This is a genomic window from Cupriavidus sp. 291-E7, from assembly GCF_057798835.1.
The window spans coordinates 1-16643 of the sequence record NZ_JBYOJV010000004.1; the positions used below are offsets into that span (position 1 = coordinate 1).

Here is a 16643-nt window from a genome sequence, read left to right on the forward strand (position 1 = left end):
GGTTCTTCGGAGAATTCCGGGGACTGAATTGCCACATTCCGTATCCTAATGGCCGTTAAGACGGCTGTTGAGGAACGGGATGCTGGATCGGAAGACGCTGCAGGCCTTGGGCTGCTGGGATGGCTACAGGCTGGATCGGGTGGTATGGCCTGAAGGGGAGAGCCGTACGCTGGCGCTGTACTTGAAGCCAGTCAGCAAGGTCATGTACTGCGAGGAATGCGGATCGAAGTGCCGGCAGGTCCATGAAACGGTGGTGCGGCGCGTGCGCGATCTTCCGCTGTTCGAGTACCGGGTGGTGCTGCATGTCCCCCGCAGGCGCGTCTGGTGCGATCAATGCGGGGGGCCGCGACTCGAGCGGCTCGAATGGCTTGGGCGCTACCAGCGTGTCACAGCCAGGCTGGCGCAGGCCTGCGGGCAGTTGCTGCGTCACTGCACGGTGCAGGCCGTGGCGGCTTTCTATGACCTGGGCTGGCATACCGTCAAGACGATCGACAAGGCGCGCCTGCGCGAGGCAGTCGTCGAGCCGGACTGGTCCAGCATCCGCTACCTGGCCATGGACGAATTCGCGCTGCACAAGGGCCATCGCTATGCGACGGTGGTGGTCGATCCGATTGGGCGGCAAGTGCTCTGGATCGGTCAGGGCCGCTCGCGCGAGACGGCGCGCGCCTTCTTTGCGCAACTCCCGGCAGGCGCGGCAGAGCGCATCGAGGCCGTTGCCATCGACATGACGACCGCCTATGAACTGGAGATCCGCGAGCATTGCCCGCAGGCTGAGGTGGTCTTCGACCTCTTCCACGTCGTGGCCAAGTACGGGCGCGAGGTGATCGACCGGGTCCGTGTAGATCAGGCCAACCGCCTGCGGCACGACCGTCCGGCCAGACGGGTACTCAAGTCCACGCGCTGGCTACTGCTGCGCAACAAGGAGAACCTGAGCGACCCTCAAGCCGTGCATCTGAACGAGGTGCTGCAGGCCAATCAGCCGTTGCTGACGGTCTACATCCTGAGAGACGAGCTCAAGCGGCTGTGGTTCTACCGCCGCCCGGGATGGGCGCAAAAGGCGTGGGAGCATTGGTGTGAACAGGCAAGCCAGAGCCGGATTCCGGCTCTCGAACTGTTCGCCCAGCGCCTGAAAGCCTATTGGCACGGCATCATCGCCCGATGCCGGCACCCGCTGAACACGAGCGTCGTAGAGGGCATCAACAACACCATCAAGGTCATCAAGCGTAGGGCCTACGGCTACCGCGACGAGGAATACTTCTTCCTGAAGATCAAGGCTGCCTTCCCCGGAATTCCTCGTTGAACCAAAAAAAAGCCGGCCCGAAGGCCGGCTTTTTTTCTCAAACCCGGTTTTTGCTCAGACTGCTGCTTCGTCCTGCTCGCCGGTGCGGATACGGATCACGCGCTCGATCTCGGTCACGAAGATCTTGCCGTCGCCGATCTTGCCCGTGTGGGCGGCCTTGACGATGGCGTCGAGCACGGTGTCGAGCTGGTTCTCGGCAACCACCACCTCGATCTTGATTTTCGGCAGGAAGTCGACCACATATTCGGCGCCGCGGTATAGCTCGGTATGACCCTTCTGGCGGCCAAATCCCTTTACCTCGGTCACCGTCAGACCGGTCACGCCCACGTCGGCCAGTGCTTCACGCACTTCGTCGAGCTTGAACGGTTTGATGATGGCGGTAATCTGCTTCATGGCTGGCCTCTGTCTCTAAAGGTGTCGGAAGATGACAGATTCTAGCCCGAAACACCACATCCCAGTCAGTTCGCCTGGTCTGGAATGCGGTCCAGGTCGCGCATCCAGACCGCCGATTCGCCGTCGCTAGGGGCGCGCCAATCGCCACGCGGCGACAACGAACCGCCCGAACCCACCTTCGGCGCATTCGGAATGCACGAGCGCTTGAACTGGCTGGTACGGAAGAACCGGTCGACAAAAATCCCGAGGATCCGCTTGATTTCCGGCAGTTGGTAGCTGTTGCGGGTCACATGGGGGCCGTTCGGCCAGACGCCGCGCTCCACGTCGCCCCAGGCGTGCAGCGCCAGGAACGCCACCTTGGACGGCGCGTAGCCGTAGCGCAGCGTGTAGTAGAGATTGAAGTCCTGCAGCTCGTACGGTCCGATGATCTGCTCGGTCTTCTGGCCGGGCGCCTCGTCCTGCCCGTCGCCCGATGCCCCGCTGGGCACCAGTTCCGGGCTGATATCGGTATCCAGCACGGCCAGCAGCACGTCCTTGCCGGTGTCCAGCACCTGGCCCGTATCGGCCACCCAGCGCACCAGGTGGCTGATCAGTGTCTTGGGAACGCTGGCGTTGACGTTGTAGTGGGACATATGGTCCCCCACGCCGTACGTGCACCAGCCCAGCGCCAGTTCGCTCAGATCACCGGTGCCGATCACGATCGCGCCATTGTGATTGGCCAGCCGGAACAGGTGGTTGGTTCGCTCACCGGCCTGCACGTTCTCGAATGTCACGTCATAGACGTGCTCGCCGCGTGCATAGGGATGGTCCAGGTCCTTGAGCATGGCCATGCAGCTCGGCCGGATATCGATCTCGCGCGCCGTGCATCCCACCACTTCCATCAGTTCGCGCGCCTGCTTCAGCGTGCGGTCGCTCGTGGCAAAGCCAGGCATCGTATAGGCCAGGATATTGGCGCGCGGCAGGCCCAGTCGGTCAATCGCCTTGGCGCAAACCAGCAGCGCGTGGGTGGAATCCAGCCCGCCCGATACGCCAATGACCACCTTCTTGATCCGGCTTGACGACAACCGCTGCACCAGCGCCTGCACCTGGATGTTGTAGACCTCCATGCAGCGCTCGTCGCGGCGCCGCGCGTCGGCCGGCACGTACGGAAAGCGCTCCACCTTGCGCTCCAGCGGCAGCTCCTGCGCGGTAGGCAATTCCATATGGAACGCCACTACGTCGAATTTCTCGACTTCGTCCTTGTGACGGCGCACCGACTGCCCGAACGACGTCTGGTGCATGCGTTCGCGCGACAGCCGCTCCAGGTCGACATCGGCAAAGAGCAGGTGCGATGCATCGGCAAACCGCTCCGATTCGCCCAGCAGCTCGCCGTTTTCATAGATCAGCGCCTGACCGTCCCAGGCCAGGTCGGTGGTGGATTCCCCCTTGCCGGCGGACGTGTACAGGTACGCGGCCAGGCAACGGGCCGACTGCTGGGACACGAGCTGATGCCGGTAGCCAGACTTGCCGATCACGATGTTCGACGCCGACAGGTTCACCAGCACCGTCGCACCGGCCAGCGCCGCAAACGACGACGGCGGAATCGGCACCCAGACGTCTTCGCAGATTTCCGCGTGGAACCGGAAGAACGGAATGTTCTCGATATCGAACAGCAGGTTCGCGCCAAAAGGCACTTCGGCACCCAGCAACGAAACCGTATCGACGGCCGCGCAATCGGCGCTGCTGAACTGGCGAGCCTCGTAGAACTCCCAGTAGTTCGGCAGATAGGTCTTCGGCACCACGCCCTGCACGGTGCCATTGGCCACCACCACCGCGCAATTGAACAACTGGTGTTCCACCAGCACCGGCATGCCGACGATCATCGCGGCACGGATGCCCGCCGATGCCTCGACGATCCGCTGCAGCGCCAACTCGCATTCGCGCAGTAGCGCGCGCTGATGGAACAGATCGTCGCAGGTGTAGGCCGGCAGGCCAAGTTCTGGAAAAGCCACCAGCACCGCGCCGCCGTCGGCGGCCTGGCGTGCCAGCGCAATGGTCTGTTCGGCGTTGAAGGCGGGATCGGCCACGCGGCACTCGGGCACGCCAACGGCCACGCGCGCAAAGCCGTGGGAATAGAGATTGTGGAAGGGGTGCGTCATGTCTGGGCCCGTACCGGGAAGGAACGTCGGGGGAGTGGACATCGAAAAACGGATATGCGCATTCTACGACGCCCTGCCGCACGCCGTCGCCCGTCGTCGCGCTGACAACGCCTGCAGCACAAATTCAATTCCGGTAGACTCGGCCGGCACCTACGCCAACCCGTTTATGAGTGACCCGCGTCCCCAATACCGCACGGACATCGTGCTGGACCTTGCCGAGATCGATGCCGCCGACTGGGACGCGCTACTCGCCGCCCAGCCCGAACCCACGCCGTTCCTGCGCCACGCGTTCCTGCATGCCATGCACGCCAGCGGCAGCGCCACCGACGAATCCGGCTGGTCGCCGCGCTTCCTGACGCTCTGGGTGCCCGACGGCAATGGCCCGGGGCGCGACCGTCTGGCGGCCGCCATGCCGCTCTATGCCAAGTCGCACTCCTATGGCGAGTACGTGTTCGACTGGGCCTGGGCGGACGCCTATCGCCAGCACGGGCTTGATTACTATCCCAAGTGGCTCGCGGCGGTGCCATTCACCCCGGTGCGTGGCGCACGGCTGCTCGCGGAAGATGACCTGGCCCGCCATGTCTTGCTCCGTTTCGCGCTGGCAATGGCCGAGGAAAGCCAGCTGTCGTCGCTGCACATCCTGTTTCCGTCTGACCACGAGGCCGACCTGATGGAAGAGGCCGGCATGATGATGCGCCACGGCGTGCAGTTCCACTGGACCAACCCTGGCTACGAGCATTTCGAAGCGTTCCTGGCCACGCTGTCGCAGAAGAAGCGCAAGAATATCCGCGCCGAACGCCGGCGCGTTGCCGAAGCAGGCATCACGTTCCGCCAGTTGAAGGGCGCGGACATCGACGACGATGCATGGAAGTTCTTCAACCGCTGCTATCGGCAGACGTACCGCGAGCATCATTCCTCGCCCTACCTGAACCTCGACTTCTTCCGCCGCATCGGCGAGGCGATGCCCGAAAACCTGCTGCTCGTGATCGCCACGCGCGAAGGCCGCGACATCGCCAGCTCACTGCTGGTCTACGATGCCGATCCCGCCGTCAGCACGCTTTATGGCCGCTATTGGGGCGCCCTGGAGCATCACCCCTGCCTGCATTTCGAAACCGCCTACTACCAGCCGCTGGAATTCTGCATCGCCGAGGGCATCGGCACCTTCGAAGGCGGCGCGCAGGGCGAGCACAAGATGGCGCGCGGCTTCCTGCCAGTTGCCACGCGCTCGGCGCATTGGCTCGCGCACCCGGCGTTTGCCGATGCCGTGGAGCGATTCCTGGAACGGGAGCGCCAGGGCATGGACGCCTATCTGGACGAACTGAACGATCGCAATCCGTTTGCCAGACAGGCGGATTGAAGTGGTCGCGGCTCGGTGACGGCTAGCGGCGCCACCGCATGCGCCGCATCGTGTTATCGCCCAGCATGTAGTGGTGAAACAGCGCGGCCATCGCATGGAGACCGATCACGAGGTAGAACGCCTTGCCAAGGACTTCGTGGATTTCCTTCGCAACGTCCTTCAGCTCAGGATTCGGCGCGACGATCGGTGGCAGGTCGATGCCCAGCAAGGGCACCGTCAGAAATCGTCCGGCCGCGTTGGTCATGACCAGGCCGAGGATAGGCTGGGCGAACAGGAAGAGATAAAGCAGCCCATGCCCGGCCGCGCTGGCCAGATGCGCCACGCGCGGACCCGGCTCGGGTGCGGGTGCACCGCGCATCAGGCGCCAGAGCAGGCGCGGCACGGCCAGTGCCAGCACCAGCGCGCCGGTCCACTTGTGAAGTTCCATGACGACCATGCGCGCCGCTGTGCCCTTGTCCGTAAAGCCGCGCAACTCGATCGCCGCGTAGGCCACGGCAATCAGGATGAACATCAGCCAGTGAAACGCGATCGCCATCGCGTCATAACGCGCGAATACGGCCGCGCCCTGCACGGGCACGCTGGTCTGCGGGACAGACATCGGTAACTCCAGATTTATGGGGAACGAGCCAAGCTTACCGCCGGCATCCGAGGACCGACCTTGCCAAGGATCAGCGCGGCCAACAAAAAACCCCGCCGGGCGGCGGGGTTTCCTGGCCAACGGCAGCGGTGCGATTACTTCTTGAAGTTCGCCACGCCGTCGGTGATTTCCTTGTGGGCTTCCTCGATACCGGCCCAGCCTTCGACCTTGACCCACTTGCCCGCTTCGAGTGCCTTGTAGTTCTCAAAGAAGTGCTTGATCTGGTCGAGCGTGTTTTGCTGCACGTCGGACAGGCCCTTGATATTGGCGGTAGCCGGGCTGAGCTTGTCGACCGGAACGGCCACCAGCTTGGCGTCCACGCCCGACTCGTCGGTCATCTTCAGCATGCCCAGTGCACGGCAGCGCACGACAGCGCCGGCCAGGATCGGGAACGGGGTGATGACCAGCACATCGACCGGATCGCCGTCACCGGACAGCGTTTGCGGAATGAAACCGTAGTTGGCCGGGTAGCGCATGCCCGTGCCGATGAAACGGTCCACGAACAGCAGGCCGGTTTCCTTGTCGGCTTCATACTTCACCGGATCGCTCTGGGCCGAAATCTCGATGATGACGTTGAAATCGTTGGGAAGGTCCTTGCCCGGGGAGACGAGGTTGAAGCTCATGCGAGTTCTCCGAATACCTGTGGAATGGGATGGGCGGCATTATAGCGGGTCGGCCCTGACCGCAGCCTGACAACCGTTGCGCGCCGGGTGACGCGTGATGCCTTGCGCGTCCGGCGCGGTGCGCGATAATGCGGCATTCCCGATTTCAGCATTTGCTCCATAACCGGAGCCGTGGAGACCTGCATGCATGCCCAGCATTTCGTCGCCAACCGCCTGATCGCGCCCGATTCCGGCCTGCGCATCAAGGTGTTCGACCCCTCCAGCGGCGAGCCGTTCGCCGAGATCGCCCGCGGCAATGCCACCGATATCAGCGTGGCCGTGCGCGCCGCCCGCCAGGCATTCGAGGGCGAATGGGGCGCGATGAACCCGGCCGACCGCGTGCGCCTGCTGAACCGCCTGGCGCTCAAGCTGATCGATCACGAGGACGAACTGGCCGCGCTGGAAGCACGCGACACCGGCAAGCCGCTGCGCCAGGCCCGCGCCGACGCGCGCGCCGTGGCCCGCTATTTCGAGTTCTACGCGGGCGCCGCCGACAAACTGCACGGCGAAACCATCCCCTACAACGCCGGCTACACGGTCCTCACCGTGCGTGAACCGCATGGCGTGACCGGCCACATCATCCCGTGGAACTACCCGCTGCAGATCTTTGGCCGCAGCGTCGGCGCGGCGCTGGCCACCGGCAATGCCTGCGTGGTCAAGCCAGCCGAGGACGCCTGCCTGTCGATCCTGCGCGTGGCCGAGCTGGCCGCCGAGGCGGGGCTGCCCGAAGGCGCGCTGAACATCGTCACCGGCTACGGCCACGAGGCCGGTGCCGCACTGGCCCGTCATCCGGGCATCAACCATATTTCCTTCACCGGCTCACCCCAGACCGGCAAGCTCGTGTCGCAGCTGGCCTCCGAAAACCACGTGCCCGTGACGCTGGAACTGGGCGGCAAGTCGCCCCAGGTGGTGTTTGCCGATGCCGACCTCGACGCGCTGCTGCCCGTCGTCGTCAACGGCATCGTGCAGAATGCTGGCCAGACATGCTCGGCCGGCAGCCGTCTGCTGGTGGAGCGGCCTGTCTATGAGGCGCTGCTGGACCGCCTGTCAGGCGTGTTCGAGGCACTGCGCGTGGGGCCTTCGGAACTCGACCTGGAATGCGGCCCGCTGATCAGCCGCAAGCAGCAGCAGCGCGTCTGGGATTTCGTGTCCGATGCCCAGCACGCCGGTATCGCCGTGATGGCGCAGGGCCAGATCGTGGGCGACGCGCCGGAGTCCGGCTACTACCAGGTGCCGATGCTGTTCCGCGACGTGCCGCACAATCATCGTCTTGCGCAGGAAGAAGTCTTCGGCCCGCTGCTGGCAGCCATGCCGTTCGATGACGAGGACGAAGCCGTGCGCCTGGCCAACGGCACGCCGTACGGCCTGGTGGCCGGCGTCTGGACACGCGACGGCGGCCGGCAGATGCGGCTGGCGCGCAAGCTGCGCGCGGGGCAGGTATTCATCAACAACTATGGCGCCGGCGGCGGCGTCGAGCTGCCGTTTGGCGGCACCGGCCATTCGGGCTATGGCCGCGAGAAGGGCTTCGAAGCCCTGTACGGATTTACCACTCTGAAAACCATCGCCATTCAACATGGGTAGCATCAACTTTCTTTCCGTCGCCTTCGCGATCTTCTTTTTCTGGATGGCGTGGCATGTCAGGAACAAGCGCGCCACGAATCCGTCGGGCATGCCTCGTCTGCAGGTGTTCAAGCGCAAATGGGGCGACACCGTGGGAGACCGCATCCACTGGTGCATGTACGTCGCCCTGCCCTTCCTTCTGGGGATCATGATGGTGGCCAATGCACTGCGCGGCAGGGGTCCCTTCCACTGATTCCGATTTCGATTCCGATTCCGCAGTAACGAAGTCCCGCCCGTAGCGCGGCACAGAACCGCGCCGGGCCTCATTCGACAGCAAGGAGACAGGTAATGACCAGACTGGCTGGCAAGGTAGCGGTAGTCACGGGCGGAGGCTCGGGCTTTGGCGAAGGCATCGCCCATACGTTTGCGCGCGAGGGGGCCGCCGTGATGGTGGCCGACCTGAACCTCGACGCAGCGGAGCGCGTGGCCGCCGCCATCCGCGACGCCGGCGGCAAGGCGGGCGCGGTGCGCGCCGATGTGTCGCAGGGCGATGACGTGGCCGCCATGCGCGACGCCACACTGGCCGCGTTCGGTGACGTGCACTGCGTGGTCAACAACGCCGGCACCACCCACCGCAACAAGCCGATCCTCGAAGTCAGCGAGCAAGAGTTCGACCGCGTCTACGCAGTCAACGTCAAAAGCATCTACTGGTCGGCCCACCACTTCATCCCGCACTTCCGGCGCCGTGGCGGCGGCAACTTTGTCAACATCGCGTCGACGGCCGGCATCCGTCCGCGTCCCGGCCTGGTCTGGTACAACGGCAGCAAGGGCGCGGTCATCGTGGCCAGCAAGGCGATGGCAGCCGAGCTGGGCCCCGACAATATCCGCGTGAACTGCGTGAATCCGGTGATCGGTGCCACGGGCCTGCTGGAGCAATTCATGGGCCTGCCGGACACGCCCGAGAACCGCGCGAAATTCCTGGCCACGATTCCGATGGGTCGCATGTCCACGCCGCAGGATGTGGCCAATGCCTGCCTGTACCTGGCATCGGACGAAGCCAGTTTCATCACGGGCACCTGCATCGAGGTAGACGGCGGGCGCTGCGTCTGACCTCCGATCATCCGCATCAGAAAAAAAACCATCCCAATGAGGAGACATCGATGACTACCACCGCAGTCAATGCCGGCGCGCGCGACGCCGGCTTCGAGGACGCCGTCTACCGCAAGGTCAGCTGGCGTCTGGTGCCGTTCCTGCTGCTCTGCTACGTCGTGGCCTATCTTGACCGCGTCAACGTGGGTTTCGCCAAACTGCAGATGCTCAATGACCTGCAGTTCAGCGAAACCATTTACGGGCTGGGCGCCGGCATCTTCTTCATCGGCTACTTCATGTTCGAGGTGCCGAGCAACGTGATCCTGCACAAGGTGGGCGCGCGCATCTGGATCGCGCGGATCATGATCACGTGGGGCCTGATATCGGCGGCGATGATGTTCGTGACCACGCCGACGATGTTCTACGTGCTGCGCTTCCTGCTAGGTATCGCGGAGGCCGGTTTCTTTCCGGGCATCATCCTGTACCTGACCTACTGGTATCCGGCCAGCCGGCGCGGGCGCACCACCACGTTCTTCATGACGGCGATTGCGCTGTCGGGCGTAATCGGCGGGCCGCTGTCGGGCTGGATCATGCAATCGTTCGACGGCCACAACGGCTGGGCCGGCTGGCAATGGATGTTCCTGGTCGAAGGCATTCCGTCGATCCTGGTGGGCATCTGGGTGCTGCTGTACCTGGACGACCGCATCTCGCACGCCAAGTGGCTGACCGCCGACGAGCGCGCGCTGCTGGAACGCAATATCGCGGCCGAAGACCAGCACAAGGAAGACCCGCCCGTCCGCGAGGTGCTGTTCAGCCCGCGCGTCTGGCTGATGAGCGCGATCTACTTCAGTTTCGTGATGGGCCTGTATGGCGTGAGCTTCTGGCTGCCCACGATCATCAAGCAGACCGGCGTCAAGGGCGCGTTCGATGTGGGCCTGCTGACCGCCATTCCGTATGGCTGCGCAGTGATCGGCATGATCCTGTTCGCCCATAGCGCGGACCGCCGCGGCGAGCGCCGCTGGCATATCGCGGTGCCCGCGCTGCTGGGCGCCGTGGGCCTGGTGCTGTCGGTACAGTGGCATGGCGACACCACGATGGCGATGGTCGCACTGACGCTGGCCACGATCGGCATCCTGACCACGCTGCCGTTGTTCTGGAGCCTGCCGACGGCCTTCCTGGCCGGCACGGGCGCGGCAGCCGGAATCGCTTTGATCAACTCGCTAGGGAACCTGGCAGGCTTTATCAGCCCCTACGCCGTGGGCTGGCTCAAGGACCTGACGCAGAGCACGGACTCGGGCATGTACCTGCTGGCCGCATGCATGGTCGTGGGCGCGGCACTGACGCTGTCGGTGCCGGCGAAAATGGTGGGGCGGAAGACTGAGTGATTGGTCAGACGTAGGCACTCCCCTCTCCCTGCGTCCCTGGGAAGATTTTGCTCCCCTCTCCCGCAAGGCGGGAGAGGGGTTGGGGGAGAGGGCAACGAGGTGCTGCTTGCCGACCGTGGCAGTTGTCACCACTGAACCCTCTCCCCCGGCCCCTCTCCCGTTTCACGGGAGAGGGGAGCAAACCAGGCGCAGCTTGCTTACGCTTCGCCCAGCATCTGTGCCACCGACGACGCCGTCGCGGCGGCCTTCTCGCCGATCAGTTGCTGCAGCGTGCGCAGCAGTTCGTCCTCGTTGAACGGCTTGCCCAGATAGACGTTCACGCCGATTTCCGCGGCATAGCGGCGATGTTTTTCCGCCGTCCGCGACGTGATCATGACCAGCGGCATGTGGCTGGTACGTGAGTCGGCGCGGACGTTGCGCGTCAGGTCGAAGCCATCCATGTTCGGCATCTCGATGTCGACGAGCATCGCGTCGGGCATCACTTCCTGCAACTGCCGCAGCGCATCCACACCGTCGCGCGCCAGCACCACCTGATAGCCGGCACGCGTCAGCAGGCGCTGGCTGGCCTTGCGCACCGTCAGCGAATCGTCCACCACCATCACGGTCGGCTGCGTCATCAGCCCCGCCACCGGCACCGGCGTACCGGCGTCGACAAACTCGGCCACGGCGCCCACCTGCTCCGCCAACAGCGGCGCCGGCAAGGCCGGTGCCGCAGCACCGCGCTCGCGCACCCAGCGCTGCGCCAGCACCACCGGGTTGTAGATCAGCACGATCTCGCCGTCACCAAGCGTCGTCGCCCCGGCAATACCCTCCAGGCGAGCCAGATGCGGGCCGATGTGCTTCACCACCACTTCTCGGTTGCCCAGCACGTCGTCGACATGCACGGCCACCCGCTCGGCACCGGAACGCACCACCACCACCGGCGAATACTTGCGTCCCGACGCCATTGCCGAGGTTTCCTCAAGCAGCGCGCCGAAGTAGTAGAACGGCACCTCGATACCGGCGGCCGCAAAGCGGCCCGCGTTGTAGGCTTCCAGCAGCGGCTTCTCGCGCAACTGGTGAACCTGGTCGATCATGCCGCTTGGCATGGCGAACATGCGCCCGCCCAGCGACACCAGCAGCACCTGCGTAATGGCCGTGGTCAGCGGCAGGTGCACCGTAAAGCTGGTGCCCCGGCCCATTTCAGTGGACAGCGTGATACGGCCACCCAGCGCCACGGTCTCGGCGCGCACCACATCCATGCCCACGCCACGCCCTGCCAGTTCCGAAACGGCGTCAGCCGTGCTGAATCCCGGCGCGAAGATCATCTCCGTCAGGCGCGCGTCGTTGGCATCTTCATCTGGCGCCATCAGCTGACGTGCCACGGCACGTTCGCGGATACGCTGCAGGTTCAGGCCGCCGCCGTCGTCAAAGAACGTCAGCACCACCTCGTTGCCTTCCTGCTGCACCTCAAGGGTCAGTGCACCGGTGACCGCCTTGCCCGCTGCGCGGCGCACCTCGGCCGCCTCGATGCCATGCACCACGGCATTGCGGATCAAATGCTCGATCGGGCCGGCCATGCGGTCCAGCACCGAGCGGTCGATTTCCACGGTACCGCCCTTGATCAGCAACCGCACTTCCTTGCCGGTCTCGTTGGCCGACTGGCGCGCCACGCGATACAGCCGCTCGGCCAGCGCATCGAACTGCACCATGCGCGCCTGCATCAGGCCGCGCTGCAGCCCCCGCGTCAGCCGCGCCTGAGCCGCCAGGTCACCCGACGCGCGGTCAAAGCCGCGCTGCAGGTTCTGCTCGACGGTAGCCACGTCGTTGACCGACTCGGCCATCATCCGCGTCAGTTCCTGGAATCGCGTGAAGCGGTCGAATTCCAGCGGATCGAATTCCTGGTTGTGCTGCTGGTCGGCGATACGCGATGCCATCTGCGTTTCGGCCTGCATTTCGATTTCGCGCAGCTGCATGCGCAGACGTGCCACGTTATCGTTCAGTTCGCCCAGATAGCTACGCAGTGCGTCGAGTTCGCTGTCCAGGCGTGCGCGCGTGGCGCTCACCTCGCCTGCGTCGTTGATCAGCGTGTCCAGCGTGCGGGCCTGCACGCGCACCAGCGCGCGCTGGCGCTCGGTATCGGTGGGCAGCGTCACGGGCGCCGCCGGCATCAGCGCGGTTGTCGCCGGCACGAGCGCGTTGCCAGGCACGGCGGGCGCCGACGCTTCCTGCGTCTCAGACACCGGTGCCGTCGGAGCGGCGACCAGGCCGTTGACCACATCGGCATCGTCCACCGGCAGCAGGCGGCCATTCTGCAGCGCGTCCACGTGCGCCAGAATACGGTCGTACCAGGCGTACAGCTTGCCGAACAGGTCCGGCGTCACGCGCTGGCCGCGCACACTGGTCTCCAGCAGCGTTTCCATTTCATGCGCGGCCTGGCCCAGTGCCATCGCACCGGCCATGCGCGCGCTGCCCTTGAGCGTGTGCAGGCCGCGCAGGATCAGGCCGCCATGCTGCGCGTCGTCGGGCGTGGATTCCCATGTGCGCACCATCTTGCCCAGGTCGGGCAGCGTGCCGTGCGCTTCTTCCAGGAAGATTTCGACCAGTGCCGGATCAAGCAACGACGCATCGGTCGACGTGTCTTCCAGCGGCAGCGTGTCGGGCGAGTCGGGCGTGACGTGCGCCACGGCGATCGAGTCGTGGCGCGACGGCGTCGGCAGCGAGATCACCACGGCGTCGTGGAGCGGCGTGACTGGCGTCAGTGCGGAAGTGGCCGGCGCCGATACGGGCGGCAGCGACGTGATCGGCGTCAGCTTCACCGGCGGCAGCTCGGCCGGCGGCGCCTGCACGGCTTCGTCGATTTCGGGCAACGGCTGTTGCGCCTGGGTCCCGAACAACTGCGACACCGAACCTTCCTGGCCCGCCGACTGATCGGCCGGCACGACGGCACGCGGACGTACCAGCGCGCGTTCGCCAAAGTCGTTCAGGTCCCGGCACAACGACGCATCGCTGTCCGGCCAGATACCGGCGGCAAACTGGTGCAGCATCGCGCGCAACCGATCGACGGCCAGATCCAGCAGCCTGAAGTCGGCCGGATGCATGACCACCGGATGACGGCCCAGCAGCAGCAACAGATGTTCCAGCGCTTCGGCGATCTCGCGGACGGGCTCCAGCGCCACCGTCGACGCACTGCCCTGCAGCGTGTGCGCCACGCGCAGTGCCAGCTCGCTCGGGCACGGATGATTCTCGTGCTTCCACTCGGACAGGTCGGTGGCGAACTGCCGCAGCAGATCGTCGGCTTCCTGCAAGTAGACGTTGTAGAGCGCCAGACCGATACGAACCGGGCCGATGACCTTGTAGCCCTCGTCGTCATCGGCAAGGCCACCGGACAGCCGGAACGGCAGCACGTTGCTGTCTTCCGCCGTTGCCGCATCCATCTCGGCGGCGGCTTCCACGGCCACCGGCGCTTCCGGCAGGGCCGCTTGCGCCAGCAGCGCATCGAGCGAGTCGATCCCGCCGGTCGCCGGCACCGCACCACCGGGTTCGCGCAGCGCTTGCGCGGCATCGATCAGCGGGCCGATCTCGCGCAGCGTCGACGGGTCGTCGCGCAGCGCCAGCGCCCAGTCGCGCAGCAGATCGTAGGCCTGCATCAGCAGCGCCGGCAGTTCGGGCGCCGGCTCGCGTGCCTCTGCAATCCACAGGTTCATTACCTGTTCCACAGCCCAGGCGGCCTCGCCATAGCGATTCAGGCCGACCATCCGGCTCGATCCCTTCAGCGTGTGGAAACCACGGCGCATGCGGCTCAGCACGTCGGCGTCGCGCAATGCATCCAGGCCGCCAGACAGATCGGCGGTGATGTTGCCGAGCACCTCTTCGGCCTCGGACAGGAAGATGTCCAGCAGTTCGGCGTCGATGGCGGCAGTATCGGCCGGCATCGGCGCGGCGGACGGTGTGCCCGCAACAGGCGACGTGGCCACCGGCATCGGATCGGCCAGTGCCACCACCATGCGCTCGGCGGCCGATTCGCTTCCCGCCAGCCATGCGTGGAGCTGGGTAGTAGCTTCGCTGGCCTGACGGCGCAGCGCGGCATCGTCGTCGATGGCGGCCTGATCGGACACAGCCTGCAGCGCTGCGCGCAGGCGCTGGATCTCGGGCGAGTCGGCGGTGGCGGCAACGCGGATGGCGTCCATCGCGGCGCTGCGCGCCGTGCCCAGCGCACCCTGCGGCGCCGATTCCTGACGCCGTGCGCCGGGCGCGAGCGGGTCGTCGCCGAAGGTATCGCGCTGTTTGCGGCCGAATTCGAGCAGATCGGCAAACGCGTGCACCGCGCCGAGGTCCGCCGCGATATCGGATAGCTGGGCGATACGCGCGTCGTGATCGGTCGTCTCGCGCAGCACGCCCAGGCGCTGCAGCACGGTGCGCACCGCTGCCATCGCGGCATCGGTCTCGTCGTCGATGCCCTCGGGCAACGCGGCACTGCCGTGAATGCGTTCGATCGTGGCCAGCAGCGCACCGAATGCCTGCGCGGCATCGTCCAGCGCATTGCCTGCGTCGGCACGTGCCGCGTTGCGGTCATACGTGTCGAGCCACGATTCGCCGCTATCGAGCTGGGCGCGAGCCTGGGCCACCGCCTCGGCGCGCTGTGCCTGGCCACTGGCGGACTGCACCATGTCGGCCAGCCATGCCGGCGCTGCCGCCTGCGGGTCGGCCAGGCAGGCTGCCAGCGTCTCGCATCGGGCAGCGAATTCCTTGGCCGATGCATGGCCCGACTTACCGTGCACGCGCCACGGCATGGCCAGCGCACGCGCCAGAAACAGCGCCACGCCGCCACGGCCCAGCGCTTCGCCGGCCGGCCGCTGGCCCGCATAGGCTGCGGCGGCGGTCAGGCACTGCTGCAGCGCGGGCTGCGCCAGCGGCATCGCGGCCTCGGCCAGCGATGCCAGCGCGAGTTCCCAGCCGGACTGATCGTCGGCCGCGGCACGCTCGATGGCCGTGGCTGCATGCTGCAGATTGCGGGTATCGATGGGGTCGAGCCAACCGTAGTAGCGCTGCCGGTAGTCGGCCCGTGCCACGATGTGCGCGGGGTCCACACGGTATGCCTGCAGACTGCGCGCGACGTCCATGCGCAGCACCTGCACGGCGGCCTGCACCACGGGCGGCGTCATGTCGTCGTGGCCATCCGGTGTCAGGCCGGTGCTGACCAGCAGGAAGATGGCATCGTTGAGCAGCGCCTGCGGCACGCGCACCTGTCCCTGCAGGTACTGGCGCACCAGCAGATGGGTACGCGCGGCAAAGCGCTTGGCCAGCAGGTCGGACGGCAGCAAGCCGTGGGCCAACCCGCGAAACACCATCGCCAGCGTGTGCCAGATGCCGCGGTCCGGTGTATCGGTGGTGCGGCGGGCGTCCTGCTCGCTGTTGCGCACTTCGTCGAGCGCCACTTGCAGCGGCAGCCAGGCCTCACGCAGCAGCGACGTTTCCGTGCACGGCGTGGGCAGGCGCAGCGCCTTCAGCAGCGCGGCCTCGAAACGCTGGCGCGCGCGCGTGACGGCCGATGCCGAGCGCGTGGGCAGCACAATTCCGGGCAGCATCTGCAGTTCTTCGAGCCACAGGTCGGCCGGATGCACACGCTCTTCCTTCATCAGCGTGAGCGCGGCGGCATAGGGCTGGAACAGTCGCAACGGATCTTCGGCGTCGCCGGCCATCAAGTCGTCGACGTACTCGGCCAGTGCCTGGACACCGGTGCGGAACACCGCCAGCGCGGTGTTATCGGCCGCCACGGTGCCAGCGTCGATGGCCTCCAGCAGCCGGCGCTGTGCCTGGCAATAGGCATCCACGCCGCGCAGGCCCACGATATGCACGGCGCCTGCCGCCTGGTGAAGATGCTGGCCCGCCAGCCGCAGCGACGTGGTATCGCGCGCACCGAGCGCTTCCGGCGTTTGCCGGATTTCGTCGACGTAGTGACCGAGTTCGGCCGCGGCATCGTCGAGCGCGGTGCGCAGGCTCGGCGCCAGCCAGGCCAGCACGGAGAGGTCGCGCTGCGGGGCAGCCGGTGCCCCGGCTGCGGCCGCTTCCGGCGTGGCATGCGTTTGCGGCGCGGCCGGATCGGCCTCGTCGCTGGTGAGGATGGAATTCAGGGACATGAC

11 protein-coding genes are annotated in these 16643 nt (G+C 65.9%); 6 read left to right on the forward strand and 5 right to left on the reverse strand.

The window, feature by feature from the left end:
• Positions 1-79 precede the first annotated feature (79 nt).
• A complete protein-coding gene (locus AC3FLX_RS08610; RefSeq protein ID WP_488694692.1) occupies positions 80-1300 on the forward strand; it encodes an ISL3 family transposase in 1221 nt (406 codons plus the stop codon).
• Between the two features lie 54 nt (positions 1301-1354).
• Here the strand turns inward: AC3FLX_RS08610 and glnK are convergent, their stop codons facing one another.
• Positions 1355-1693 carry a P-II family nitrogen regulator gene (glnK, locus tag AC3FLX_RS08615; RefSeq protein WP_006162803.1) on the reverse strand — a complete coding sequence of 113 codons (339 nt, stop codon included), beginning with the start codon at positions 1691-1693 and terminating at the stop codon, positions 1355-1357.
• Between the two features lie 65 nt (positions 1694-1758).
• A complete protein-coding gene (locus tag AC3FLX_RS08620) occupies positions 1759-3831 on the reverse strand; it encodes an NAD(+) synthase (RefSeq protein ID WP_488695635.1) in 2073 nt (690 codons plus the stop codon).
• A gap of 166 nt (positions 3832-3997) precedes the next feature.
• Between AC3FLX_RS08620 and AC3FLX_RS08625 the strand changes: the two genes are divergently transcribed.
• On the forward strand, positions 3998-5188 hold the full coding sequence (locus AC3FLX_RS08625; protein WP_488695637.1) for a GNAT family N-acetyltransferase: 1191 nt from the start codon (positions 3998-4000) through the stop codon (positions 5186-5188).
• A 22-nt stretch (positions 5189-5210) separates the two neighbouring features.
• Here the strand turns inward: AC3FLX_RS08625 and AC3FLX_RS08630 are convergent, their stop codons facing one another.
• Both AC3FLX_RS08630 and ppa read right to left on the reverse strand, forming a co-directional pair.
• On the reverse strand, positions 5211-5786 hold the full coding sequence (locus tag AC3FLX_RS08630; protein WP_488695638.1) for a cytochrome b: 576 nt from the start codon (positions 5784-5786) through the stop codon (positions 5211-5213).
• Between the two features lie 134 nt (positions 5787-5920).
• The gene (gene ppa, locus AC3FLX_RS08635; protein WP_488695640.1) at positions 5921-6448 is read right to left on the reverse strand and encodes an inorganic diphosphatase; all 528 of its coding nucleotides are present in this window, start codon (positions 6446-6448) and stop codon (positions 5921-5923) included.
• A gap of 183 nt (positions 6449-6631) precedes the next feature.
• Between ppa and AC3FLX_RS08640 the strand changes: the two genes are divergently transcribed.
• The 4 genes from AC3FLX_RS08640 to AC3FLX_RS08655 all read left to right on the forward strand — a co-directional run bounded on the left by AC3FLX_RS08640 (position 6632) and on the right by AC3FLX_RS08655 (position 10521).
• Positions 6632-8068: an aldehyde dehydrogenase family protein gene (locus AC3FLX_RS08640; RefSeq protein WP_488695642.1), complete on the forward strand. Its 1437-nt coding sequence runs from the start codon at positions 6632-6634 to the stop codon at positions 8066-8068.
• Entirely contained in the window at positions 8061-8300 is a 240-nt protein-coding gene (locus AC3FLX_RS08645; protein ID WP_488695644.1) for a hypothetical protein, read from the forward strand. The genes AC3FLX_RS08640 and AC3FLX_RS08645 overlap by 8 nt, the downstream gene beginning before the upstream one ends.
• 95 nt (positions 8301-8395) lie before the next feature.
• Complete coding sequence (locus AC3FLX_RS08650) at positions 8396-9157, forward strand: SDR family oxidoreductase (RefSeq protein ID WP_488695646.1); 762 nt, start codon at positions 8396-8398, stop codon at positions 9155-9157.
• Between the two features lie 50 nt (positions 9158-9207).
• Positions 9208-10521: an MFS transporter gene (locus AC3FLX_RS08655; RefSeq protein ID WP_488695648.1), complete on the forward strand. Its 1314-nt coding sequence runs from the start codon at positions 9208-9210 to the stop codon at positions 10519-10521.
• A gap of 197 nt (positions 10522-10718) precedes the next feature.
• Here the strand turns inward: AC3FLX_RS08655 and AC3FLX_RS08660 are convergent, their stop codons facing one another.
• Positions 10719-16640 (reverse strand): Hpt domain-containing protein, encoded by a 5922-nt coding sequence (locus tag AC3FLX_RS08660; RefSeq protein WP_488695650.1) that lies wholly within the window; start codon positions 16638-16640, stop codon positions 10719-10721.
• Positions 16641-16643: the final 3 nt, after the last annotated feature.